This is a genomic window from Prevotella mikamonis, assembly GCF_055381405.1.
In genome coordinates this window covers 155,762-180,804 of record NZ_AP035785.1, presented here as the reverse complement: position 1 = coordinate 180,804, position 25,043 = coordinate 155,762, and the positions used below count along the sequence as shown (strand labels likewise).

General features: G+C 48.6%; 17 protein-coding genes and 1 tRNA gene. 12 read left to right on the top strand and 6 right to left on the bottom strand.

Going from position 1 to position 25,043, the window contains the following annotated elements; translation table 11 throughout:
- Positions 1-51: 51 nt before the first annotated feature.
- From ACZ42L_RS00720 to ACZ42L_RS00710, 3 genes are all read left to right on the top strand, one after another.
- Positions 52-1,830: an oxaloacetate decarboxylase gene (locus ACZ42L_RS00720; RefSeq protein WP_464706362.1), complete on the top strand. Its 1,779-nt coding sequence runs from the start codon at positions 52-54 to the stop codon at positions 1,828-1,830.
- Between the two features lie 75 nt (positions 1,831-1,905).
- Positions 1,906-2,442 carry an HDIG domain-containing metalloprotein gene (locus ACZ42L_RS00715; protein ID WP_464716350.1) on the top strand — a complete coding sequence of 179 codons (537 nt, stop codon included), beginning with the start codon at positions 1,906-1,908 and terminating at the stop codon, positions 2,440-2,442.
- Between the two features lie 62 nt (positions 2,443-2,504).
- Positions 2,505-5,345, top strand: a complete 2,841-nt coding sequence (locus ACZ42L_RS00710; protein ID WP_464716349.1) for a putative LPS assembly protein LptD — start codon at positions 2,505-2,507, stop codon at positions 5,343-5,345.
- A gap of 48 nt (positions 5,346-5,393) precedes the next feature.
- On the opposite strand, the gene ACZ42L_RS00705 is transcribed toward ACZ42L_RS00710, so the two are convergent.
- The 5 genes from ACZ42L_RS00705 to pepT form a co-directional block, all read right to left on the bottom strand.
- A complete protein-coding gene (locus tag ACZ42L_RS00705; RefSeq protein WP_464716348.1) occupies positions 5,394-6,602 on the bottom strand; it encodes a porin family protein in 1,209 nt (402 codons plus the stop codon).
- On the bottom strand, positions 6,599-7,093 hold the full coding sequence (locus tag ACZ42L_RS00700) for an RNA polymerase sigma factor (RefSeq protein WP_464699815.1): 495 nt from the start codon (positions 7,091-7,093) through the stop codon (positions 6,599-6,601). The genes ACZ42L_RS00705 and ACZ42L_RS00700 overlap by 4 nt, the downstream gene beginning before the upstream one ends.
- Positions 7,094-7,162: 69 nt before the next feature.
- Positions 7,163-7,933, bottom strand: a complete 771-nt coding sequence (locus ACZ42L_RS00695) for a NigD-like protein (RefSeq protein WP_464716347.1) — start codon at positions 7,931-7,933, stop codon at positions 7,163-7,165.
- Between the two features lie 135 nt (positions 7,934-8,068).
- On the bottom strand, positions 8,069-10,318 hold the full coding sequence (locus ACZ42L_RS00690; protein ID WP_464716346.1) for a cation:proton antiporter: 2,250 nt from the start codon (positions 10,316-10,318) through the stop codon (positions 8,069-8,071).
- An 82-nt stretch (positions 10,319-10,400) separates the two neighbouring features.
- On the bottom strand, positions 10,401-11,624 hold the full coding sequence (pepT, locus tag ACZ42L_RS00685; protein ID WP_464703102.1) for a peptidase T: 1,224 nt from the start codon (positions 11,622-11,624) through the stop codon (positions 10,401-10,403).
- Between the two features lie 264 nt (positions 11,625-11,888).
- Here pepT and ACZ42L_RS00680 point away from each other — a divergent pair, with 264 nt between their 5' ends.
- The 5 genes from ACZ42L_RS00680 (at position 11,889) to ACZ42L_RS00660 (ending at position 18,359) form a co-directional block, all read left to right on the top strand.
- Positions 11,889-12,824: a calcium/sodium antiporter gene (locus ACZ42L_RS00680; protein WP_464716345.1), complete on the top strand. Its 936-nt coding sequence runs from the start codon at positions 11,889-11,891 to the stop codon at positions 12,822-12,824.
- 162 nt (positions 12,825-12,986) lie between these two features.
- Positions 12,987-13,709, top strand: a complete 723-nt coding sequence (locus tag ACZ42L_RS00675; protein WP_464699805.1) for a queuosine precursor transporter — start codon at positions 12,987-12,989, stop codon at positions 13,707-13,709.
- A gap of 17 nt (positions 13,710-13,726) precedes the next feature.
- Positions 13,727-14,209: a preQ(1) synthase gene (gene queF, locus ACZ42L_RS00670; RefSeq protein WP_464699803.1), complete on the top strand. Its 483-nt coding sequence runs from the start codon at positions 13,727-13,729 to the stop codon at positions 14,207-14,209.
- Positions 14,210-14,231: 22 nt separating this feature from the next.
- Positions 14,232-16,451, top strand: coding sequence for a patatin-like phospholipase family protein (locus ACZ42L_RS00665; RefSeq protein ID WP_464716344.1), 2,220 nt, complete (start codon positions 14,232-14,234; stop codon positions 16,449-16,451).
- Between the two features lie 114 nt (positions 16,452-16,565).
- On the top strand, positions 16,566-18,359 hold the full coding sequence (locus tag ACZ42L_RS00660) for a DNA polymerase III subunit gamma/tau (RefSeq protein WP_464716343.1): 1,794 nt from the start codon (positions 16,566-16,568) through the stop codon (positions 18,357-18,359).
- Between the two features lie 73 nt (positions 18,360-18,432).
- Here the strand turns inward: ACZ42L_RS00660 and asnA are convergent, their stop codons facing one another.
- Positions 18,433-19,470, bottom strand: a complete 1,038-nt coding sequence (gene asnA / locus ACZ42L_RS00655; RefSeq protein WP_464699799.1) for an aspartate--ammonia ligase — start codon at positions 19,468-19,470, stop codon at positions 18,433-18,435.
- A 276-nt stretch (positions 19,471-19,746) separates the two neighbouring features.
- Here asnA and ACZ42L_RS00650 point away from each other — a divergent pair.
- The 4 genes from ACZ42L_RS00650 to ACZ42L_RS00635 all read left to right on the top strand — a co-directional run bounded on the left by ACZ42L_RS00650 (position 19,747) and on the right by ACZ42L_RS00635 (position 24,242).
- Positions 19,747-19,820 (top strand) — tRNA-Arg (locus tag ACZ42L_RS00650).
- Between the two features lie 531 nt (positions 19,821-20,351).
- Positions 20,352-20,780 carry a T9SS type A sorting domain-containing protein gene (locus ACZ42L_RS00645; RefSeq protein ID WP_464716342.1) on the top strand — a complete coding sequence of 143 codons (429 nt, stop codon included), beginning with the start codon at positions 20,352-20,354 and terminating at the stop codon, positions 20,778-20,780.
- 17 nt (positions 20,781-20,797) lie between these two features.
- On the top strand, positions 20,798-23,710 hold the full coding sequence (locus ACZ42L_RS00640) for an RHS repeat domain-containing protein (RefSeq protein WP_464716341.1): 2,913 nt from the start codon (positions 20,798-20,800) through the stop codon (positions 23,708-23,710).
- 4 nt (positions 23,711-23,714) lie between these two features.
- A complete protein-coding gene (locus ACZ42L_RS00635) occupies positions 23,715-24,242 on the top strand; it encodes a hypothetical protein (protein ID WP_464699793.1) in 528 nt (175 codons plus the stop codon).
- The last annotated feature ends 801 nt before the right edge of the window (positions 24,243-25,043 follow it).

The window sequence follows — 25,043 nt, the reverse complement described above, 5'->3', positions numbered from 1 at the left end:
GGACGAGTGGAATTTATCCACTTCGCCCGATAAGCAAAGAAAATAAGAAATATGAAGAAAAAAATACAGTTTAGTCTCCTTTATCGAGATATGTGGCAGAGTTCAGGTAAGTTCCAGCCACGCAAAGATCAGTTGGCTCGCATTGCTCCCGTCATCATTGAGATGGGATGTTTTGCCCGTGTAGAAACCAACGGTGGTGCTTTCGAGCAGGTGAACCTGCTCGCCGGCGAGAATCCTAACGAAGCTGTACGTGCTTTCTGCAAACCTTTCAACGAGGTAGGCATCAAGACCCACATGCTCGACCGCGGTCTCAACGCGCTGCGCATGTATCCCGTGCCCGACGATGTTCGTGCCCTGATGTATCGCGTGAAGGCGAAACAAGGTACTAACATTACCCGCATCTTCGACGGTCTGAACGATGTCCGCAACATCATCCCTTCTATCAAGTGGGCCAAGGAAGGCGGCATGACACCGCAGACTGCACTGTGCATCACCAACTCTCCGGTGCATACATTGGAATACTATACCAACATAGCCGAGCAGCTCATTGCAGCCGGAGCTGAAGAAATCTGCCTGAAAGACATGGCCGGTATCGGACAGCCTGCACTGCTGGGTCAGCTCACCAAGGCTATCAAGGACAAGCATCCTGAAATCATCATTGAATATCACGGTCATTCCGGTCCCGGACTTTCAATGGCGTCTATCCTCGAAGTGTGCAACAACGGTGCAGACATCATTGATACTGCCATCGAACCATTGTCTTGGGGTAAGGTTCATCCAGACGTTATCTCGGTACAAAGCATGCTGAAGAACGAGGGCTTCGACGTACCCGAAATCAACATGAATGCCTATATGAAGGCACGTGCATTGACTCAGGAGTTCATCGACGAGTGGTTGGGCTACTTCATCAATCCGCAAAACAAGCTGATGAGTTCACTGCTTCTGGGCTGCGGTTTGCCTGGTGGTATGATGGGAAGCATGATGGCCGACCTGACAGGTATCCGCCAGACCATCAACAACCTGCGCAAGAAGAAAGGCGAAGAAGAGCTTTCGGTAGACGACATGCTGGTCAAGCTGTTCGACGAGGTGGCTTATGTATGGCCGCGCGTAGGTTATCCTCCATTGGTAACTCCGTTCAGCCAGTACACCAAGAACATCGCACTGATGAACCTGCTGACACTCGAACAGGGCAAGGGCCGATTCGTCATGATGGATGATACCATGTGGGGTATGATTCTCGGAAAGAGCGGTAAGATTCCCGGAACTATCGACCCGGAACTTGTAGAGCTTGCCAAGGCTAAGGGATTGGAATTCACCGATGCCGACCCACACACACTGTTGAAGAACAATCTCGACGATTTCAGAAAGGAAATGGACGAGAATGGCTGGGAATACGGACAGGACGACGAAGAACTTTTCGAGCTGGCCATGCACCCGGAACAGTATCGCAACTACAAGAGCGGACAGGCTAAGAAGAACTTCCTGGCCGACCTACAGGCTGCAAAAGACGCCAAGCTCGGTGCAAAGGTTTCTCCCGAAGAGGCTGCTGCATTCAAGCATGCCAAGGCAGATGCCATTGTTGCGCCTGTCAAGGGACAGATTTTCTGGGAGTTCCAGGGCGAAGGCGAAGCTGCTCCGGCCATAGAGCCGTTTATCGGCAAGGAATATCAGGAGGGCGATGCTTTCTGCTATATCATGACTCCGTGGGGAGAATTCGAGACAGTTCCGGCTGCACTCGGAGGCAAACTTGTTGAAATCAACGCCAAGCAAGGTGCTAAGATTAACAAGGGCGACGTGATAGCATACATCGAAAGACCCGCAGCTGAGTAAGAATATAAAACTATACACGGAAGGCACAACCCCATGAAAGGAGTTGTGCCTTTTTAGATTAACAGTAAAGGACCTATGGATTACCAAGCCATCATAGACAAGTATTATCCCGAAGACAACGAATTGCGCCATATATTAATGGTACATAGCCGCAGTGTAGCAGACAAGGCATTGGCTATTATCAACCGACATCCGGAACTGAATATCGACAGGAATTTCGTAGAAGAGGCAGCAATGCTCCACGACATAGGCATCATGAAGTGCCAGGCACCGGGCATTCACTGCATGGGCACGGAACCTTATATCTGTCATGGACGCCTGGGAGCCGACATGATGCGGGCAGAAGGTTTTGAGAAGCATGCCCGCGTATGCGAACGGCATACCGGTGCCGGCATATCAGCAATGGCTATCAAAGAGCAAAGCCTGCCCCTGCCCAGTCGTGATTTCCTGCCCGAGACGCTGGAAGAGCAACTGATATGCTATGCCGACAAGTTTTACAGCAAGACCCATCTAGACCGCGAGAAGACCGTGGAGCAAGCCCGTAAAAGCCTCGAAAAGTTTGGCAGCGACGGCCTGATAAGGTTTGATGCCTGGTGTGAATTGTTCGAGTAAAACGTTAAATATATCATGCACAAAGACCCAATCTGCACTTTTTTCTTACCTTTGTAGAGATTATGAGAAGATGTTCGTTCATAGTATTGTTGTTATTTGCCTTCATCTTTGTGTTGGCAAATTCCAATATGCAATTCTTTAAGAAGAAACGTAGGGCCTCTACCAAGGATACAACAGAGGTGAACGATAGTGTGTTGAGAGATTCATTCGGCAGAATAGTCCCCGATACCCTTCACATGGACTCTTTGCAGTTAGCCATCTATCACCACAACAAGGCGATAGACGACTCTGTAAGACAGGACTCCATCAACCGCACGAAAAAGAGTGGCATCGATGCTCCCGTCACTTATACAGCCACAGACTCGCTCGTCTACGATGCCACATCGAAGACAGCCCACCTCTATGGCAACGCTAACGTGAAATACGAGACGATGGATTTGACCAGCGACAAGATTTATATGAATCTTGACAGCAGCCTGGTACACGCCACCGGAGTCTACAAAGACTCTGCACAGAAAGACCTTTCCGGTACTCCTGTATTCAAAATGGGAAGTGACTCATACGAAAGTGATACGATGGCCTTCAACTTCAAGACCAAAAAGGGCCTCATCAGAAACACATATACAAAGCAAGAAGACGGCTTCCTGACCAGTGAATTGTCGAAACGCAATGACAATGGCGAGATATTCTTGCAGCATGGCCGATACACAACATGCGATGAAGAGCATCCGGACTTCTACATTGCGTTATCAAGAGCAAAGGTTCGCCCCGGAAAGGATGTCGTTTTCGGTCCGGCATACCTCGTTGTTGCCGATGTGCCGTTACCTCTGGCTATCCCCTATGGCTTCTTTCCCTTCACCAAAAGTTATTCCAGCGGATTCATCATGCCTACATATGGCGATGAGAGTACACGCGGTTTCTATTTGCGAGATGGCGGTTATTACTTTGCCATGAGCGACAAGTGGGACTTAAAACTCTTAGGAGAAATATATACCAAAGGGTCGTGGGGACTGAGTGCGGCAAGCAATTACCGCAAGCGTTATAAATACAATGGCAGCTTCTTTTTGAGCTATCAAAACACCAAGACCGGCGATAAGGGGTTGCCAGACTATTCCAATCAGAAGAGTTTCAAGGTTCAGTGGAGTCACCGTCAAGACTCCAAAGCCAATCCCTACAGCTCGCTTTCGGCCAGTGTCAACTTTGCTACATCGAGCTATGAGCGCAACAACCTGAACAGCATGTACAATCCCTACACGCTTACACAGAGTACACGTACTTCTTCAGTCAGCTGGAGTACCACCTTCTCAAGCATCGGATTGACCCTAAGCAGTACCGCCAACCTGGCACAGAACATGCAGGATTCGACTATAGAAATGACCTTGCCCGACCTCAATGCCAGCTTGAGCCGCTTCTATCCATTCCGCCGTAAGAGCGTAGCAGGGAAGCTGCGGTGGTACGAGAAAATATCCGTAAGCTATACAGGACAGTTTTCCAACTCCATCAGAACCAAGGAAGACCGTCTGCTCCATGCCAGTCTTATCAAGGATTGGAAGAATGGTATGTTGCACACCATCCCTGTAACAGGAAGTTTCTCGCTCTTCAATGTCGTGAACGTGACACCCTCTTTCAACTTCCAAGACCGCATGACAACCCGCAAAGTGATGCGTTCGTGGGACACAGCCAAACAAGAAGAGGTGGCCGATACCACTTACGGCTTCCACAATCTGTACAATTGGAATCTCAGCGTGAGCGCAAGTACCAAGCTGTATGGTATGTTTATCCCCTCTCGTAAGCTCTTCGGCGACAAGGTACAAGCTATCCGCCACGTCATCACCCCGACCGTCAGCTTCAGCTATGCACCCAACTTCGGTACAAAACGATATGGCTATTGGGATTCATATCAGAAGACCGATGCCGACGGAAACGTAACCTGGGAACAGTATTCTCCTTATTCCGACTCCAAATACGGAGTCCCGTCAATCGGCCAAACCAAGAGTTTTAGCTTCGCCATTGATAACAATATAGAGATGAAAGTAAAGTCGGACGATGACTCTACGGGCTTTAAGAAAATCAGTATTATAGACAATCTGGGCATCAGCATGTCGTATAATGCGGCCGATAAGAAGCAACCTTGGAGCGATTTGAACATGAATATCCGCCTGAAATGGTGGAAAAGCTACACCTTTAATCTCAATGCCGTCTTCGCAACCTATGCCTATGAGCTTGGTGCAGATGGCAAACCATTCATTGGTACACACACGGAATGGGGACGGGGACGATTCGGAAGATTCCAAGGAATGTCGCAGAACCTCTCTTTCACGCTCAATCCAGAGAAGATAAAGAAATGGTTTGGCGGTGGCGATGACGAAGACTCAGACGACAAAAAAAGGAAAAAGAACGATCCGGATGCCGAAGGCGTGGATACAGATATAGAGAGTAACGTCGACGACGACATGATAGAAGGACAGCGCGGAGCCAGAGCCAGGCAGAAAAGAGGCAAGGCCGAGACCGATGACGACGGTTACATGACGTTCTCTATGCCATGGTCTTTGACATTCGGGTATGGTATTACGATGCGCGAGAACACTGGCGGTACATTCAATACAAAGACGATGCGCTATCCCTATAAGTTCTCCCAGACTCTCAACGTGAGTGGAAACCTACGCATCAGTGACGGTTGGAACATCAGCTTCTCCAGTGGTTACGACTTCGACTACCACAAAATGAGCATGACAACAGCCTCCCTACAGCGCGATCTCCACTGCTTCAACATGAGCTGTTCGGTGGTTTTGGCACCTTACACAAGCTATAACTTCACGTTCCGTTGTAATGCCAGCACCCTGACCGATGCTTTGAAATACGACAAACGAAGTGGTGTCACCAGTGCCGTTCAATGGTATTAAATAAAAAGCGAGACCTATCGGCCTCGCTTTTTTCTTTTAATGAACCACTTATCTTGTGTTAAACCGGATGCCGGCTTTCAATTCAAATGTCATCGGACAGTCATTGTAAATCGTCTGAACATCTGAACCATTGTCGAAATGATAACCAACTCCTGGCTCAACATATAGCCCTAACTTGGGCGATAATTTATATTCCATGCCGACACGACCGCTCAGCGACCACTGCAACTGGTCCATCTTCACTTTCTTATACGACGTTTCTCCTTTGCGGTCCTCCCCATCCTCCTGGCGACCGGAGACCAGCTTCTCTGCCCTTCCACCCGCTGCGGCATAGACATTCAGTTTTCTATTCTGCCACAAGGAGTAATTAAAATCCACCGGAATACCTACGAAATGGAGCTGTTGACTTCTGTCATACGATACCGAACCCATACTATAAGCAATGGTTGAGCTATGGTAACTATACATCAACCCTGTTTCTATACTCAGACGAGTCGTCAATGGCACTGCCACCGTCACCCCAGCCGTCAGCGGTTGATGGTGATGTGCCTTCTTGCTAATCTCGTTTTGACCTACAGGCACATAATCGACAGCTACCAAGGTAGGCACTCCGTAAGTTGCACTATAGTCGAGTTCCGCATGACCTAAGTTCGTCAACGACGATACATTAGGCACACCACCGAGCGATAATCCAAACCTCAATCCTCTGCGCACAGTCCGACGGTCGTTTGCCGAAGCCAACAACCTTTCCTCACGCGGTCGTGCAGAAATGGCCCTCTTGGGCTTTTCAGGCACTGGCAGTTCCTCTTCCATCTTCTCAGACGGCTCTTCCTGTTGGCCAGGCAACACTGCCATATCAGCCTGTTCTGCCACTTCTGCTACCATCGCACCTTCTTCTACACGCTTCATTTGGGAAGCCTGTCCATGTTTTTCGGTATTTATATACTGTTTTGTAGGAGTTTCCTGTTCCTGAATGCTTGCCAATGGTGCATTCGGCTTGATGACTGGAGCCACATTGTTGACTGATGTATTGGTCAGCAAGACCAATCCCACAGCCGCAGCACCCATCATCAAAGTTACGACGGTGGCTTTCCTTCCCGTCCTATTTGGCATCACCTTCTCTTCTACAGAGACCGGTGCTGCACTTTGTTCGAGAACTTCCAAGCGGTCCATTACATCGTCAAACAACCCTTGCGGGGCAGTCTCCTCGTAATGCTCCATCTTGTCGCGCAATGTTTTTGTCCATTCATTGCTCATATCCGTCCTCCTTTCTTATATTCTATGATTTTCTTTTTTAATACTGTTTTTGCTCTATTCAGCTGCGACGCCGACGAACTTTCTTTGATGCCCAGTATTTTTCCTATCTCTTGATGACTCTTATCCTCAAACACATAGAGATTGAACACCGTGCGATAACCATCAGGCAGCTCCCTTATCATTTCTTGCAACAATTTCGGTGGCACATCGTCCACCGGCGTATTGTCCTCATCCGCCACCTCCGGTAAATTTTCGTCGAACAACAACGGTACTGTCTTCGACTTTCTGAGAAAACTCAATGCCTCGTTGACTACAATCCTTTTACCCCACGCCAACAACGAACCCGCAGCCCTATATTCAAAGCTATCGGCATTCGTGAATATCTTAATCAGAGCTTCTTGAAGAACATCTTTCATATCGGCATCACTCGCAATATAACGTGAACAAACGGCGGTGAGTCTCCCCGCATATAGAGCATAGAAGTCCCTCATCGCCGTTTTGTCATGTTGGCGAAGTCCTTGTACAATGTGTAGTTCTTGCTGTTTCTCTGTCAGTTGCACCTATTTATAAAGATTGTCGTCTCGCACGCGGTAGCTGAAGTTCACGCTCTTCTGACCGGCAAACGACTTCCAAGTCAATTTCAACTTCACTTCTTTCTTTCCTTGTGCCTTAGCGATGCTGTCAATCTCGGCCAGTCTGAAGGCTACAAGCGCATCGGCAGCAGTTCCTTTCGTATCTCCATGCGCATGATGACGGAATACTAACTCGTATGGATCTTTTGGATTCGTTCCTGTCACAAGGCTTACCACATGCTGTTTTTTACCTTTTACACCCCACAACGTGCGGAATCTCAACGTCAGATAACCATCCTCGGCCACAGTTGTAAAGTCTTGCACTACTTCTACTGGGTCGTTTCCAAACTTGACCATGTCTTCTTTTTCTCCCAAGGTCTTCACGGCCGGCTTGGTTCTGATACTATCCAACCAGTTCACATAAAACTGCTGGACACCACTCTTGTTCAATCCGTCGTCGCGAAGATTGGCCAGCGCGCGCACTTCTTTGCCACCAAAAGGCGACTTCGTGATGTTACTGGCAACTCCCCCTTTCTTGTCTGTCACCCAGATAAAAAATTCTTTTCCATCGTTCATGGGTTTAATAGTCACCACAGCGTTGGCTACATAGCTGTTAAGCACCCTGTTGTCATCGTCGTCCATATCGCACGAAGACACCAGCATCGACGCCATTACCACCGCCAATAAAGATAACAATCCTGTTACTTTCATCCCATTAGCCTTCTTGATTAGTCTGAAGACAGTATTAGTCGTTTTCATATCCATTCTGTTTTTTGCGTTAATACTTATTTGTAGGTGAGTACTCAAACAGTAAATGCACAAACTACAGAACCTTGCATCTTAAAAACCTAAAGCATGTTAAATCTCTGTCTTACAGGCAGTAACAGCCTTATCTCATCCCAGCTCCATCAATTTTTGCAGCGACGACTCCTCGCCTACCACCCAGACCACATCGCCCACTTCGAAAACATGAGTCGGATTGACAACCGTCAGTGCCTGCTGGCCTTGCTCAGCTCCCACCACCATGCAGTTGTAACGGTCGCGGATACCGCTTTCCTTCAAGGTTTTCCCAGCCAGACAGCTGTTTTTCCCTATCACCAGTTGGCGCAGTTTCATCTCGCGTTTCTCTATCTCGACATCTTCGGGCACCACTTCGCCTTTCATCGCCGCAGAGAAATTGTGCAACTGCTCGTCGTTGCCAATCACCTGAATCTTGTCGCCAGGGAAGATTATCATGTCACCGTTAGGGATATTCAGTCGCTGCCTACCACGCAAGATACTGCTCACGTGTACGCCAAACCGATTGCGAAACTGTAATTGGCGAAGCGACCGGCCGGCCCATATCGAATCTTCAGGCACGACAACGTCGCCAATATGAATATCACGGTCTAGCAGATGACCCTCGAAGAGCGGACGCTTGCGTCCCTGTACACGGGCTTCTATGTCGCGCGACTGCAAGTTTTGGATGAACAGTCGTTCCAGTCTGATGCTGCGATGCTTCAACGATCGCGACAATATCATGAAAATAATCACAGACACGGCAATCGTTATCATCAGCGCGTCTGTAAATCTCGTCAGGTAGTTACAGATATAGAAGATGAAGCTCGATGCGATAATCACCTTCACCAGACTCGTGAACAGCAACGGCAAGCGATTGATTCGGTTCTCGGTCCACAGCAACTTGAACTCGTCGCTATGAAAGTGTCGCATCACCAACGCACGCAAGAAAGGCGAAATCAGGGCCACCGTCAGCACACCGCACACCCCGTTTGCCCACCAGTGGGGCAACAGCTGGCGTACAAAAGGCAAGAAAAAAGTGAGCATCATAGCGGTCAATGCGGCCGACAGCGTGCCATAGATGACGGTACTCACAAACTGTTTCCGCAGCAGTCGTTTCCATGTTCCAGTCTCATTAGTCGCATGACTGCCTGCACTCAAGTGGTCCAGACGTCGCAACCAACGCTTGGGCAGTCGTCTTTCTATCAGCGCATAGCAGGGTTCGGCAGCCCGCATCATATACGGCGTAAGGAAAGTTGTAATCACTGATACAGCCACCACCACCGGATAGAGGAATTTGCTTATCACACCTAGCGACAGTCCCAGCGAAGCGATAATGAAGGCAAATTCACCTATCTGCGCCATAGAGAAACCGCATCGCATGGCCGTTTTCAGCGACTGACCGCTAAGCAGAAAGCCAAATGTACCGAAAACGCCCTGACCAATGAGAATGGCCAGCACCAACACCACGATTGGAACGGCATATTTCATCATCACCACGGGGTCTACCAGCATGCCCACGGAGACGAAGAATATAGCTCCGAAGAGGTTTTTGATGGGTTCTACCACGCGGATAATCTTATCGGCTTCTACCGTCTCAGCCAAGATACTGCCCATCACGAATGCACCAAACGCACTACTGAACCCCACCTGTGTAGAGATGACAGCCATCAGGCAGCACAGTCCCAAAGCCACAATGACCAGTGTCTCACCATTCATCAGCTTGCGCGTCTTGCGCAGGAAACTGGGTATGACAAACAACCCCACTACAAACCAAAGTACCAGGAAATAACCAATACGGAACAACGAGCCGAACAGCTCTTCCCCATCGGGATTGCTACCGCTGGCCAACGTGCTCAGCATCACCATCAATACGATGGCCAATACATCCTCCAAAATGAGCACACTCATCACCAGTCCGGCAAATTTCTGCTGCCGAAATCCCAAATCATCGAATGCCTTATATATAATGGTGGTAGACGACATGGCCAGCATTCCGCCCAAGAAGATACAGTCCATCTTATCCCACCCGAAGGCATGACCGACGTTGATACCCAGCAACATCATACAGAAGATGATGGTGAGCGAGGCTATCACCGGCGCCAGCCCCATCTTCAGGATTTTCTTCACAGAGAAGTCCAATCCCAAAGCAAACAGGAGGAACAATACTCCGATGTCGGCCCAGGTCTGTATGTCGGCCTTGTCCACCACCGACATGGTGTAGGGCATATGGGGCGAGACGAGGAATCCGGCAAGAATATAGCCCAACACGAGGGGTTGGCGCAACTTCTTGAACAGCAGTATAACAAAGCCGGCTACGACCAATATCAAGGCTAGGTCGGCTATAAGGTGTGGCAGTTCGGCCATAAAAGTTTTCGATATTAAAAGGAGCTGAACAAGCGATACACGCTCATTCAGCTCCTTGCTTGCCTATAAATAGTTCTCTTGATTAATCCTCATAGTTTCCCGTAATCTCGCATATCTTCACGATGACGTCGACAGCCTTCTCCATCACCTGTACAGAGACAAACTCATAAGGACCGTGGAAGTTCACACCGCCGGCAAAGATGTTGGGACATGGCAAGCCCTTGAAGCTAAGCTGTGCACCGTCCGTACCTCCACGTATAGGAGCTACCTTCGGTGCTACACCGCTTTCCTGCATGGCTTTCAGCACAATATCAATGACGTGCATGTTCGGGTCAATCTTCTCCTTCATGTTGTAATACTGGTCTTTCAGCTCTATGCGTACCGTTCCCTCGCCGTATTTCTCGTTCATGCGCTTCACGCAGTCCTCCATGAAATCCTTGCGGTCTTCAAACTTATCGCGGTCGTGGTCGCGGATGATGTAGCTCAGCTTTGCTTCTTCCGTGCGACTCTCTATGCCCAGCAGATGGTAGAAACCCTGATAGCCTTCGGTCGTTTCGGGTAAGTCGGTCTCCGGAATCATGCTGTTAAACTCACAGGCCAATCGGTTGGCATTCACCATCTTGCCCTTGGCATATCCGGTATGCACGCTCACACCCTTGATAAACACCTTGGCGCCGGCCGCATTGAAGTTCTCGTATTCCAAATCGCCCAAATCGCCGCCGTCCATCGTATAGGCCCAGTCGCACCCAAACTTCTCTACATCGAAATGATGAGCACCCATACCGATTTCCTCGTCGGGATTGAAGCCCACACGGATGTCTCCGTGCTTGATTTCATTGTGGTCACGCAGATAGCACATCGCTTGTACTATCTCGGCTATACCGGCCTTGTCGTCAGCTCCCAGCAGCGTAGTTCCGTCGGTGACGATGATGTCTTCTCCCCTATGCTCCAGCAGTTCGGGAAATTTCTCAGTACTTGAGATGATGCCCGGCGACAGCTCTATGTCCTTACCGTCGTAATTCTTGATGACGCGCGCCTTCACTCCGTAGCCACTGGCATCGGGACTTGTATCGTAATGAGAGATGAAACCGATAGTCGGCAGCTTCTTCTTGGTATTGGCTTTCAGCGTGGCATAGATGTACCCCATGTCGTCCATCTCCACATCGCTGAGTCCTTCATTCTCCAATTCCTTTGCCAGATACTTGGCAAACTCTAATTGTTTCGCCGTACTCGGCACGGTCTCTGAATCTTCGGCCGACTGGGTGTCGAACTTGGTGTAATTGATAAATCTTTCGGTTATTTCCATTTGCTAAAATCGTCTTTATACATATATTACTGCAAACATACACAAAAATCTGCTAACTTCAAAACTTAGAAATATAAAAATGGCAAAACCCGATTTACTGCAAAGGCTTCGCAGCATCGCTGCAAGGGCCTAACAGCATTGCTGCCAAGCCCAAACAGCAACACTGCCGAGGCCTTGCAGTAGAATAGGCAAATTGATGAGTTGGCGAGTTTTTGAGTTAGTAAGTTTTTAATATCAGGTTTTTTGCCTAATTTTGCCGACATTATGATACTGAACATTGTTTTTATCCTCGCGGGCATCGTACTGGTGCTGTGGGGAGCCGACCGTCTGACCGACGGCGCAGTGGCGTTGGCCGAGAGAATGAATATACCCCAAATCGTTATCGGACTTACGATTGTGGCTATGGGAACGTCCATGCCAGAGTTTTGCGTGAGCCTGGTGTCGGCCCTGAAGGGTACACCCGACTTGGCTGTAGGCAACATTGTGGGCAGCAATATCTTCAATGCGCTGCTCATCGTGGGCACAGCCGCGATGGTTGCTCCCATGACCATCCTGCACTCTACAGTAAAAAAAGATATCCCGTTTGCCCTCGTGGCATCCGTCGTATTGCTGATGATGTGCATGGACGGCGACATTTCGCGCATCGACGCCATCATCTTACTAGTTCTATTCGGCATTTTCATGTATGCCACACTGAAAGGGGCGAAAACCGAAAACGACGCCGTTGAGCAACTAGCCAAGCAGCCCATGAACGTGTGGAAGGCCGTGGGATTCCTGTTATTGGGCCTGGCTTGCCTTATCGTAGGCAGCAACATTTTCGTCGACGGAGCTACCAATGTGGCACATACATTGGGCGTGAGCGACGCCGTGATAGGATTGACAATCGTGGCAGGCGGTACTTCGCTGCCCGAACTCGCCACCAGTGTGGTGTCGGCACGCAAGGGCCAAAGTGGTATTGCTATCGGCAACGTGCTTGGCAGCAACGTGTTCAACATCCTCGCCATCCTGGGTATCACGGGCATCATATCGCCGATGATGATTCAGGGCATCACCACGACCGATCTATCTGTGATGGTAGTAGCCATGATTATGCTGTGGCTGTTCTCCTTTACCAAATATACCATTGCGCGATGGGAGGGTGCTGTCCTCGCAGCCACGTTCATTGGTTATCTGACTTATCTGCTCTATCAGGTGGTATAAGTCCTCTGCAAGAAAAGGCTACAAAACTATCCATACAGCGACATGCGACAGGTATAGATGCGATAAACGCATTTTTGCTTGTCCATGTCGCTGATTTTAATTAACTTTGCAACCTCTTAAATAAGAACCGAGTGCTTGGTAAACCTCGTAAAAAACAAGAAAATGGAAAAAAAACGTAACATGGTGAGTGTGCTGTTTATGCTTTTCAGCATCCTCTTTTGCGTTTGCCTGATTGCGGCAAACGTACTCGAAACAAAGCAAATTGCATTAGGTCCTTTCACATTACCCGGTGGTTACACCACGGGTGCAATCAGCCTGACCGGCGGACTCATCGTCTTCCCTGTCTCATACATCATCAACGACTGTGTGTGCGAGGTGTGGGGATATGGCAAGGCACGCCTGCTGATATGGATAGGATTTGCCATGAACTTCTTCTTCGTGACGCTCGGCGCACTCTGCGACTGGATTCCCGGCGCTCCTTATTGGACCAATGATGCCGGCTTCCACGCCGTATTCGGCCTGGCACCTCGTATCGCTGCCGCTTCGTTCATCGCTTTCTTATGCGGTTCGTTCGTCAATGCTTATGTGATGAGTCGCATGAAAATATCGTCGAGAGGCAAGAACTTCTCTGCCCGTGCCATCCTAAGTACGGTGTTCGGCGAGAGTGTAGACTCAGTTATCTTCTTCCCCTTGGCCCTCTCAGGCATCGTTCCTACCAATGAACTGCCCGTGCTGATGATAGGACAGGTGATTCTCAAAACGCTGTACGAAGTCGTGGCATTGCCTTTGACCATCCGTATCGTACGTGCCGTCAAACAACATGAGGGCGAAGATGCCTACGATGACGGCATCAACTATAACGTGTTCAAACTGCTGAGTATCTAAAGACAGATTACAGAAGTATGGAAAACCAAGCAATCAAACAACAAGATAAACGCGAAGAAGAGGGGTTGCAGGCACTGGGTGCTGCAACCCACTATCGCATGGACTATGCTCCCGAAGTGCTAGAGACATTTCAAAACAAGCACCCGGAGAACGATTATTGGGTCAGGTTCAACTGCCCTGAGTTCACTTCTTTATGTCCCATCACCGGCCAGCCCGACTTCGCAGAGATTCGAATATCGTATGTGCCAGCCGAAAGGATGGTGGAAAGCAAGAGTCTGAAACTCTATCTCTTCAGCTTCAGAAACCACGGCGACTTCCATGAAGACTGTGTCAACACCATCATGAAAGACCTCATCAAACTGATGGAGCCTAAATATATAGAGGTGACGGGCATCTTCACACCGCGCGGGGGCATCAGTATCTACCCCTATGCCAACTACGGACGACCCGGTACGAAGTACGAACAAATGGCCGAACAACGCTTTGCCACTCACGAATAGCATCATCTAAACCCACCATACCATGCGACGACTCACACTACTTCTGGTCTTGACAACTGCATGCGCTGCCCTATGGGGGCAGCCTGTCAGCAAGAAGCGACCTAAAGTAGCTGTCGTCCTGTCGGGGGGTGGAGCTAAGGGAATGGCCCATATCGGTGCGCTCAAGGTGATAGAAAAGGCCGGCATCCCAGTCGACATCATCACCGGTACATCTATGGGCAGTATCATCGGTGGGCTCTATGCAGTGGGCTACGATGCCCATACGCTCGACTCACTGGTAAGAGAGCAAGACTGGTCGTTCGTACTTTCAGACAAGGTAGACGTCAGCAGTAGCAGCATCGACAACCGAAAGAAACAGAATGTCTACCTCTTGACACGCGACATGATTTTCTCTAAGAGGTCTGCCAATGTCGCAGGAATCATCCGTGGGAAGAATCTTTCAAAACTCTTTGCCCAACTGACATCTGCCTATCGCGACTCCATAGACTTCAACCAACTCCCGATTCCCTTTGCCTGCGTGGCTACGAACATCGTAGACAACACCGAATACGACTTCCATCACGGCGTATTGGCCGAGGCTATGCGTACCAGCATGGCCATTCCAGGGGTATTTTCTCCTGTCAGAAAGGGCAATATGGTATTGGTCGACGGCGGTCTTCGCAATAATTATCCGGTAGATATTGCCCGCCGAATGGGGGCTGACTACGTGATAGGAGTGACCGTACAAGGTGCTCCGAAGACCGCAGACGACCTGACGAACGGAGCTGCCGTGCTCAGTCAGATAGTCGATGTGAACTGCAAGAACAAGTATGATGAGAACATTACCAATACCGATGTGCTTATCAAAGCCAATACCACCGGCTATTCGGCTGCCAGTTTTACCCACGCTGCCATCGACACCTTGATAGCACGAGGCGAAGCCGACGCCATGAGACAGTGGGAACAACTGCTTGCCTTAAAAACCAAACTGGGATTGCCGCCCCACTACCGCCCCACAGCTAAGAACCTGCAACACGCCTCTCCCCTGCCCGACAGGATGAAGCTGGGAAGCATCAGCTTTGAAGGCGTGGACGCATCCGACCGTAATTATCTCGAACGGCAATACAGACTCAACCGGCGCGACAGCATCACAACGGCCGACATGGATGAGATTGTGAACACTATGCGCATGGATTTATACTACGACGATGCTGACGTGGCCTATCAACAAGCCGGCAACAGCTACGACATACACGTCGTGGCAAACACCAAGAAAGCCACAAAACTGAACTTAGGAGTGCGCTTCGATACCGAAGAGATAGTGGCGCTGCAAGCCAATGCGGGCTTCTTCATCAAGAGCAAGAGCATTCCTATGACGGCCGATTTCACCGTGCGGCTCGGCAAACGTATCATGGCAAGGGGCGATTTCTCTATTCATCCCTACTCTTGGGGACGCATGATGCTCTCCTATATCTTCCAACATAACGACATCAACGTGAACGAACGGGGAGACAGGATTTTCAACTTTACCTACAATCAACATTCCGTTCGCCTGAATATCTTTGATTTCAATATCCGTAATTTCAATGTGACCATCGGTCCACACTTTGACTATTACAACATCCACAACATCCTGTCTAACCAGGACATCGTCTCCGGTATCTCCGCCCTTCACCACCTTCATCTTCTAAGCTACCACGCCCACGTGACCTACAACTCCGAGAACAACTGGTATTTTCCTTCCCGTGGTGCCAATATGGAAGCCGGCTATGGATACTATACCGACGACTTCGCACGCTATCAAGGGCATCTGGGCTTCAGCGCACTGAATGCTTCGTGGCGTTGGGCATTCCCCCTGAACAGCCGACTGACCCTGCAACCGATGCTCTATGGGCGACTGTTGTTTGGTTCGGATATACCGGGCGTGAAGCAAAACAGCATCGGTGGCGACTGGGACTCGCATTACTTCGACCGTCAGATGCCCTTTGCCGGCATGGGGTATGTAGAGTTTACCGACAATCAATTCATCGCCTTACAGCTGAAACTACAGCAACGCATAGCCGACAACAACTATGTGATGCTAAAGATAACGGGCGCTCAGCATGCCAAGAAACTGAAAGGGCTGCTCGACCGCGGCCCGATGATGGGCTATCAGGCATCTTATTACTACAACAGTATGCTAGGACCACTCGGTGCAAGCATCGGTTTCTCCAACAAAACAGACCAACTCTACTTCCACATCAACCTGGGTTTTGTGTTTTAATCCCACCTCTTTCCTCACTCATTTTATCCTATCGGCATCTTTATCTCATGGCTTATTGCCGTCTTCTCAGATAAAAAACGTATCTTTGCAAAACACTGTAAAACCTAAAACGAGATGGAAGAATACATCGTTTCGGCGCGTAAATACCGCCCTATGAGCTTCGACTCCGTGGTAGGGCAATCTGCTTTGACCACGACATTGAAGAATGCGGTGAAGAGCGGTAAGCTAGCACACGCCTATTTATTCTGCGGTCCGCGTGGCGTAGGAAAGACCACGTGCGCCCGCATCTTTGCCAAAGCCATCAACTGCGAGCATCCACGTGAGGACGGAGAGGCTTGTAACGAGTGCGAAAGTTGCAGTTCGTTCAACGAACAACGCTCTTACAACATCTTCGAACTGGACGCTGCGAGCAACAACTCCGTCGAAAATATCAAGGCATTGATGGAACAAACACGCATCCCACCGCAAGTAGGACGCTACAAAGTGTTCATCATCGACGAGGTACACATGCTCAGCACCGCAGCTTTCAACGCTTTCCTGAAGACACTGGAAGAGCCTCCTTCGCATGTCATCTTTATTCTCGCAACGACCGAGAAACACAAGATTCTGCCTACTATCCTGAGCCGTTGCCAGATATACGACTTCGAACGAATGAGCGTTTCCAATACCATCGACCACCTGAAGATGGTGGCAGAGAAAGAAGGCATCACCTACGAAGAACGCGCACTGGAGATTATTGCCGAGAAAGCCGACGGCGGTATGCGCGATGCCCTGTCTATCTTCGATCAGGCAGCCAGCTTCTGCATGGGAAACCTGACGTACGAAAAGGTACTCGAAGACTTGAACGTACTCGATACCGAGAATTATTTCAAGGTGATAGACTTGGCCATCGAGAACAAAGTGAGCGACATCATGGTACTGCTCAACAGCGTTATCAGCAAGGGATTCGACGGCGGCAACTTCATCATCGGACTGGCCAGCCACGTACGCAACGTACTCATGGCCAAGGATAATCAGACCATTCCACTGCTCGAAGCAAGCGAACAACAGCGCAGACATTATCAGGAGCAGGCAGCTAAGTGCCCCACCCGATTCCTATACAACGCACTAAAACTGATGAATCAGTGTGACGTCAACTATCGACAGAGCAGCAACAAGCGTCTGCTCGTAGAACTTACGCTGATTCAGGTGGCGCAACTCACCCAGCCGGCCGATGAAGATGCTGGCGCGGGGCGTAGCCCTCACAGATTAAAATCCCTGTTTAAGAAATTGATTTCTTCCACACCTAAACCGGCATCGCAGGTAGCCGGGGTTGGAACGAATACTGGTGGAGCATGGCGAACGGACAGAGCAAAGGTAGCCACACAGCTCCACAACGAGACACCAAAGCCCACGGAGACGGCCCATGCCACCCCCGAAAGTTCACCTACTACTCCGAAGCCGCGCATCAAACTGAACAAATTGGGCTTCACATTCAAGGAGTTGAGAAACGGTCCGGACAAGATAGCCGAACAAGAGATTACCATTACCAATAGCCACGAGCACAACGAGTTCAGCCAAGAAGACCTGGAATTGCAGTGGCTGTCCATGTGCAACCGCATGCCGCAGTCGCTCACGGGCATGGCTTCACGCATGAAAAACATGCGGCCACGTATCACCGACTACCCCAACATCGAGGTAATCGTAGACAACCAGATACTGCTGAACCAGATACAAGACATCAAGTCGCGCATCAAGGTGACGATGGCGCAGGCCTTGCACAATGGAAACATCGAACTCACCCTACGCCTGGCCAAGGCCGAAGAGGTGACAAAGGTACTGACCAAACGCGAAATCTATGACGAGGTGAGACGCAAATACCCGGCTATGGAGAAACTTTGTGCGACCTTGGACCTAGAGTTGACCTAGCCCACTACGATACATACAAAACGCGGACAATCTTCCTACGAGATTGTCCGCGTTCGTTTTATATCCTCAAAGCCTAGATAAGCGGCATTCCCCCCTGCCTACATTCCTCGCGCATAGAGTCTGGCCAGATGCTGGCCTGGATTTCCCCGATATGCGCCTTGTGCAGCATGACCATACAAAGACGGCTCTGTCCGATACCGCCACCGATACTCAACGGCAGCTGGTCGGTCAGCAACTGATGGTGGAAATACAGTTTTTCGCGGTCTTCTTTGCCTTCGAGCGCCAACTGTCTCTTCAGGCTCTCCTTGTCAACACGAATACCCATAGACGACAACTCGAAGCTGCGCCCCAGCACTGGATACCATATCAATATATCGCCATTCAGTCCCGGCTTGCCATCCTCGCCCATTGTCGACCAGTCGTCATAGTCAGGAGCACGCCCATCGTGCTTCTCGCCGTTGCTCAACCGCGCACCGATACCGATGATAAACACCGCTCCATACTTTTCACAGATAGCATCTTCGCGCTCTTTCGGCGTCTTGTCGGGATACATCTGCAACAATTCTTCGCTGTGTACGAAGTGTATCTCTTCAGGCAAGAACGGTTTCAGCTGAGAATAAGTCTCACAAGCCAAATACTCCGTGCGCAAGATGGCCGCATAGATACGGTGCACCACATCCTTCAGGAAAGCTACATTGCGCTGTCCCTGAGTGATAACGGCCTCCCAGTCCCACTGGTCTACATAGAGCGAATGCAAGTTGTCCAGCTCCTCGTCGGCACGAATGGCATTCATATCCGTATAGATGCCGTATCCCGGTTCTATCTTGTATTCGGCCAGAGCCAACCGCTTCCACTTGGCCAATGAGTGTACCACCTCTGCTTGGGCATCTCCCAAATCCTTGACAGGGAATGCCACAGGGCGTTCAACACCGTTCAGGTCGTCGTTGATACCAAGCCCCTTCAGCACGAAAAGCGGTGCTGTGACACGACGCAGACGCAATTCCGTGGCCAGGTTCTGCTGGAAAAACTCTTTAATGAGCTTAATACCCTGCTCGGTCTGTCTCATGTCGAGCAATGCCTTATACCCTTCCGGTTTGATTAATTTAGCCATATTCTTTTCTTTTATCGTCTTCTTTTAGGCCACAAAGATAAGGCTTATATAGCTAAAACACAAGTATTATCCGTACAAAATCTGCAAAAAGACAGGAATACTTTTCTATTCCTATCTTTTTGTATCGACAGAAACCCGCGATTACAGAATTCTGTTAACCATCCATGCCCGCCAACTTCACTTTCTGACACAATCCATCCTGTCTTTCTGCTTTTTCAGTATAGGGATTTGGGTAATTCATTTTTTTTCCCTACTTTTGCAACGCTATCACAACAAGGTCCCGTAGCTTAGCTGAATAGAGCGTCAGATTCCGGTTCTGAAGGTCTTGGGTTTGAATCCCAACGGGATCACTTGTAGCCTCAACGAGGAGTCTTCCGATATGGAGGAATCCTCGTTGTTTTGTTTGAATACACACCGACTTACATTTCGCTTATCCTACACATCAAATACTGCAAAGCCTTGGCAGCGATGCTGTTTGGCCTCCGCAGCAATACTGTTCGGGCTTTGCAGCGATGCTGCCACGCCCTTGCAGTATTTTGAGTGTGAGTTTATTAGTTTTTGAGTTGATGAGTTTGTGAGTTGTAGGGACAAATTGATGATTAAGAGCTGATGATTGACTAGGTAGGAATTGAGAAGATTGTAGGGACGCGGCATGCCACGTCCCTACTGTAACACACTGCATGCTTATATATATTAGGATTGTAGGGGAGAATTGAGAATTGAGAATTGACAATTAAACTCACAAACTTAAAAATTCATAAACATTTGGAACTTATCAATATTTTTCCTATATTCGCATCGTATCATGAAGTAGTATCTTTTCAGGTCATAGACACTATCATATTTCAATAAATATTACGGTCTAATAAAAACAGTAGCCTATGAAACGAGATCTATTCATTTTCATGCTTCTGTGCTTTGCTTTTGCCAGCCAGGCACAGTCTACCATGTCATACGCTTATGACCAGGCAGGCAATCGTGTAAGTCGTGTTATAGTTCTGAAGTCACGGGCTGTGAAGTCGCAGTCTCATCACACTGATTCCATGAGTTTCCGGGAAATGTTGTCAGACCGCCAGATAAAAATCTGGCCCAATCCCGTACAAACAGAATTAACTGTCTCTATCTCTCAGTTTGATTCATCTTCGTCTGCTACCTATTCCCTTTACCATCCAGGAGGTAGCGTTCTTGAAGTGAATAAACCCTTAACACAATCTACTGCCATAGACATGACGAAGTATCCACGAGGTATCTATATCCTGCGGATTACTTTATATGGGCAATCGAGTAGTTGGAAAATCATCAAGCAGTAACCAAAACACCCTGGACTATGAATCATCGTCATTTGCGCTATGTAGGTCTGTCTGTTGGTCTTACATTTATAATACCGTCTTTATATGCGCAACAGACGACTCTGCCGGATAGCAGCTTCGTCATGCCAACCGACACTATAAGGTCTGGCATGGGCAATGATACAGTCTGTTATTATAAAAGCAGACCGTTTGATTTCGGTCCTATTACCTATGAGGGGCCGAAGAAGGTAAACAATGCTCCCGATACGTCTTCCGCTCATCGTAAGTTGAGACCCAGACGGAGTATGCCTTCCGGTCTGGATACCGGCAAACCTGCCACGACGATACATTACGATGCACTGGACCGAGAGATAAGGAAAGGCAGTCAGCGGTTCGACGGGCAATGGCAGTTCGTGGACCGTGTGTACGACCAGCGTGGACGGCTGGAGAAAGTGTCGCTCCCATTCAGAGGAGAGACAGCCAGCCATTGGAATACCTATTCCTATGACGCGTATAACCGCCCGGTCGGCCTGACGGAAGCTTCGGGCAAAACGTCGGCCTGGCACTATGGCAGACTGTGGACGATGGAGACGAAAGACGGAATCACCACTACCAGGACCTTTGACCAGCTGGGAGCTGTGGTGAAGGCGGAAGACCCCGGAGGCATTATCACCTACGAGATCAGGCCAGACGGACAACCATCCAGGATTGTTGCTCCGGGTAACGCCGTGACTTCGTTCAGCTATGACAATTTTGGCCGTCGCCTTATCATAGACGACCCCAGTGTCGGAAAGCAATATTTCTCAGAATCGTATGCTTCGGATGGCAGTCGCACGTTCCTGACCAGGGAGCCAAACGGACATATGATAACATCCAAGTACGACAAGTATGGGCGTCTCCTGGAATCGAAGCGGGATGAGCTGAATACGGAGTATCGGTATAATGCAGGCGGAGATTTGTCTACAGTCAAATCCAATAACGGAACGGCTGTCAGCTATACGTATGATGCCTACGGACGTATAGCCACAGCACGCACGGACGTACCCGACGGTGTGTTCCTCTCAAAGAGCTATAAGTATGCCAACGGCAACCTTGCCAGCATACAATATACTTCGCAAAAGGGTGGCATCTGTACGGAGAATTACGTGTATGCCAATGGGCATAACACAGAAGTGAAACTGAACAATACGACCAGTATATGGAAGCTGACAGAGGAAAACGGTCTGGGACAACCGACAAAGGCCGTAACGGGAGCGTTGGCCCGTACATACAGCTACGATGCTTTTGGGCTACCCACAGGCAGGACAGCCGGTAATATACAGAGTTTCTCCTTTCAGTTCAATGCGAAGATAGGCTCGCTGAGTAGCAGGAAAGACAATCGTCGAAACCTTGAAGAGACGTTTGTCTATGACAATCTGAACAGATTGCAGGTGATGACGGGAAAGGGTATTGATTTCGACGAGAAAGGGAATCTCACGGTGATGCCCAATGCCGGAACATTGGGTTACGGCAATAGCAGCAGGCCTTATCAGGTAACGGCGTTCACTCCGAGTTCGCCGACCGTCACACCGAGGGAGCAACACCTGCATTACAACTCTTTCCAGCGTCCTGACAGTATCGTGGAGAATGGCATCACGGCAACACTCGTCTACAACACCGATGGCAACCGCGTGAAGATGAAGGTAGTGCAGGGCAATCAAGAGTTGCTTACACGCTACTATATTGACGACGAATACGAGTTGGACGGGCCTAAAGGCGTGGAGCGTCTCTACCTGTATGGCGACGCCTACGATGCTCCGGCTGTATATGTAAAGGAGGGCGGTGCGTGGAAGCTCTACTATATCTGTCGAGACTGTCAGGGCAGTATCACCCATATAGCCAATGCCGACGGCACGTTGAAGCAGGAACTGAGTTACGATGCTTGGGGACGCCTGCGCCATCCGCAATCGCAAGAGATATATGAGCAAGGCAAAGAGCCGGAACTGTTTTTAGGTCGTGGCTATACCGGGCATGAACATCTGCGCTGGTTCGGTCTTATCAATATGAATGCCCGCCTGTACGACCCGATGCTGGGCCGATTCCTCAGTCCCGCCCCCTACGTGCAGATGCCCGACTTCACACAGAGCTTCAATAGGTACAGCTATTGCCTGAACAATCCGTTGAAGTATGTGGATAAGAACGGGGAATTCTTCATCTTTACTATCATTAATGCTGTCAAAGATTTTGTAGTCAATAGTTTTATAAAGGTTTGGGATCAAGGATTTAACGCTTGGTCAAATAGCAGTAACTGGCATTCTACCAGAATGGCTTTCAAAATAGATATGGGGTTAGTCAAGGGAAATATAGGACAGATTTTGTCTCGATTGACTTGGGAACTTCCTCAAACAGGCTTAGGACATCTTGCAGGAAGCGTTCAAAATACTCTTTATGGGGTGAAAGGCGTATCCTATTATGGTGGAGCTACTGCTATTGAATACTATAGTGAAGGATGGGGAGCATTTACATTAGGTAGTTTCGTAAACGGGCAAAGAGGATTACAAGCCGACCCTAATAATTCGTTGTTCCAACACGAATATGGACATTATCTTCAGAGTCAATGGGCAGGCCTCTTCTATCTGCAACGCTATGCTATTCCAAGTGCTATTGACGCAGCAAGCAAGAGCAATCACAGCTATCATGCCACGGAGCAGGATGCAAACATTAGGGCATTCAAATATTTCTCTAAACATGTTCCTAATTTCGAGAAAAACAATGAATACAATAATATTTTTAGCCCCAGATGGGATTTTAAAAATAATCCTATCATAGGGTATAACAGGACAAAATCCATTGATAGCCCCGAAAATCAGGCCGTACTGAGAAATGGTATAATGTCTTTGGGATGGGCAGATATTGCATTTGGTCATACTTCTATATCAATCATACTTAATGTATTAGAATTAAAACAATGAAATAATGAAACATAGTCTGTTTATATCTAAACTATTGCTGCTCTGTATATTTATCAGCTGTAGACCTATTGAAGATGAGAATCATCATCATCGTATTACTTTTTATAACAGCATAGCGTCGAAACTGTATGTAGTTGAAGAAATAAATTATCCGGATACTACTGTAAACCATTTGTATGTGCTTAGACAACCTGAGATTTACAGAGTAGACCCTTATAGTCTAAACAATGAAGCAATTTCCTTACACCCACATGACACATACGAAGCGGCTTTCAAAGAGTATAAAGGGTATAAAAGAATTCCGAGCGATACCTTAATGGTATTTGTGTTTGATGCTGAAAAACTCGAAAAAAAGAATCCTGATGCCAAGATTTACTTTTTGGCTAGATATGATTTAAGCCTAGAGGACCTAAAACACTGTAATTGGGTATTAACCTATCCCCCTACCGAGGCAATGAAGGATGTAAAGATGTATCCGCCATACGAGACGTTCGCAAAGCGAGACGGTACGGGGAAGGATAGTCGTCCCTAGAGATACCTTGCCCCCTGTAAGTTGACAGGTATGTCTCTGTAACATGTCGATTTGATGTGTTTAGACAGAAGAGCATATTGAGTTGGTAAGTTTGTAAGTTTGTGAGTTGATGAGTTTGTGAGTTTGTGAGTTTGTGAGTTGTAGGGACAAATTGATGATTAAGAGCTGATGATTGACTAGGTAGGAATTGAGAAGATTGTAGGGACGCGGCATGCCGCGTCCGAGGGTAAGTTTCATCCCTGCATGTAGGGGCGAATTGCATTCGCCCAATTACTCTGCATATCTCCCCCACTTCTTTGTCTGCGGACGCAAACAAGGCCCATAGGGGGGAATTGCATGGCGCAATCAATATAGGATGACGGTAGAGACGGAGTGTACTCCGTCTCCATAGTCAGTAATGGATTACTTACAAGACAACATAAGAGACGGTGTACACACCGTCTCTACATACAGGAAACAACCATAACCGCAAGCCCGATAGTAGAAACCTCTCCTTGGGAGAGGGCTGGGGAGAGGTTTCGCTTTTCTTGCCTGCGGACGCGGCATGCCGCGTCCCTACTGTAACACACTGCATGCTTAAATATATAGGATTGTAGGGGCAAATTGATAATTGAGAGTTGATAATTGGGAATTGGTAATTGAGAATTGATGATTGAGAATTTCCTAAACTCACAAACTTACAAACTTACAAACTCATAAACTCACAAACTTAAAAACTCATAAACATTTGGAACGTATCAATATTTTTCCTATATTCGCATCGTATCATGATATAACAGGTTTTTAGATTGGAAACATCAC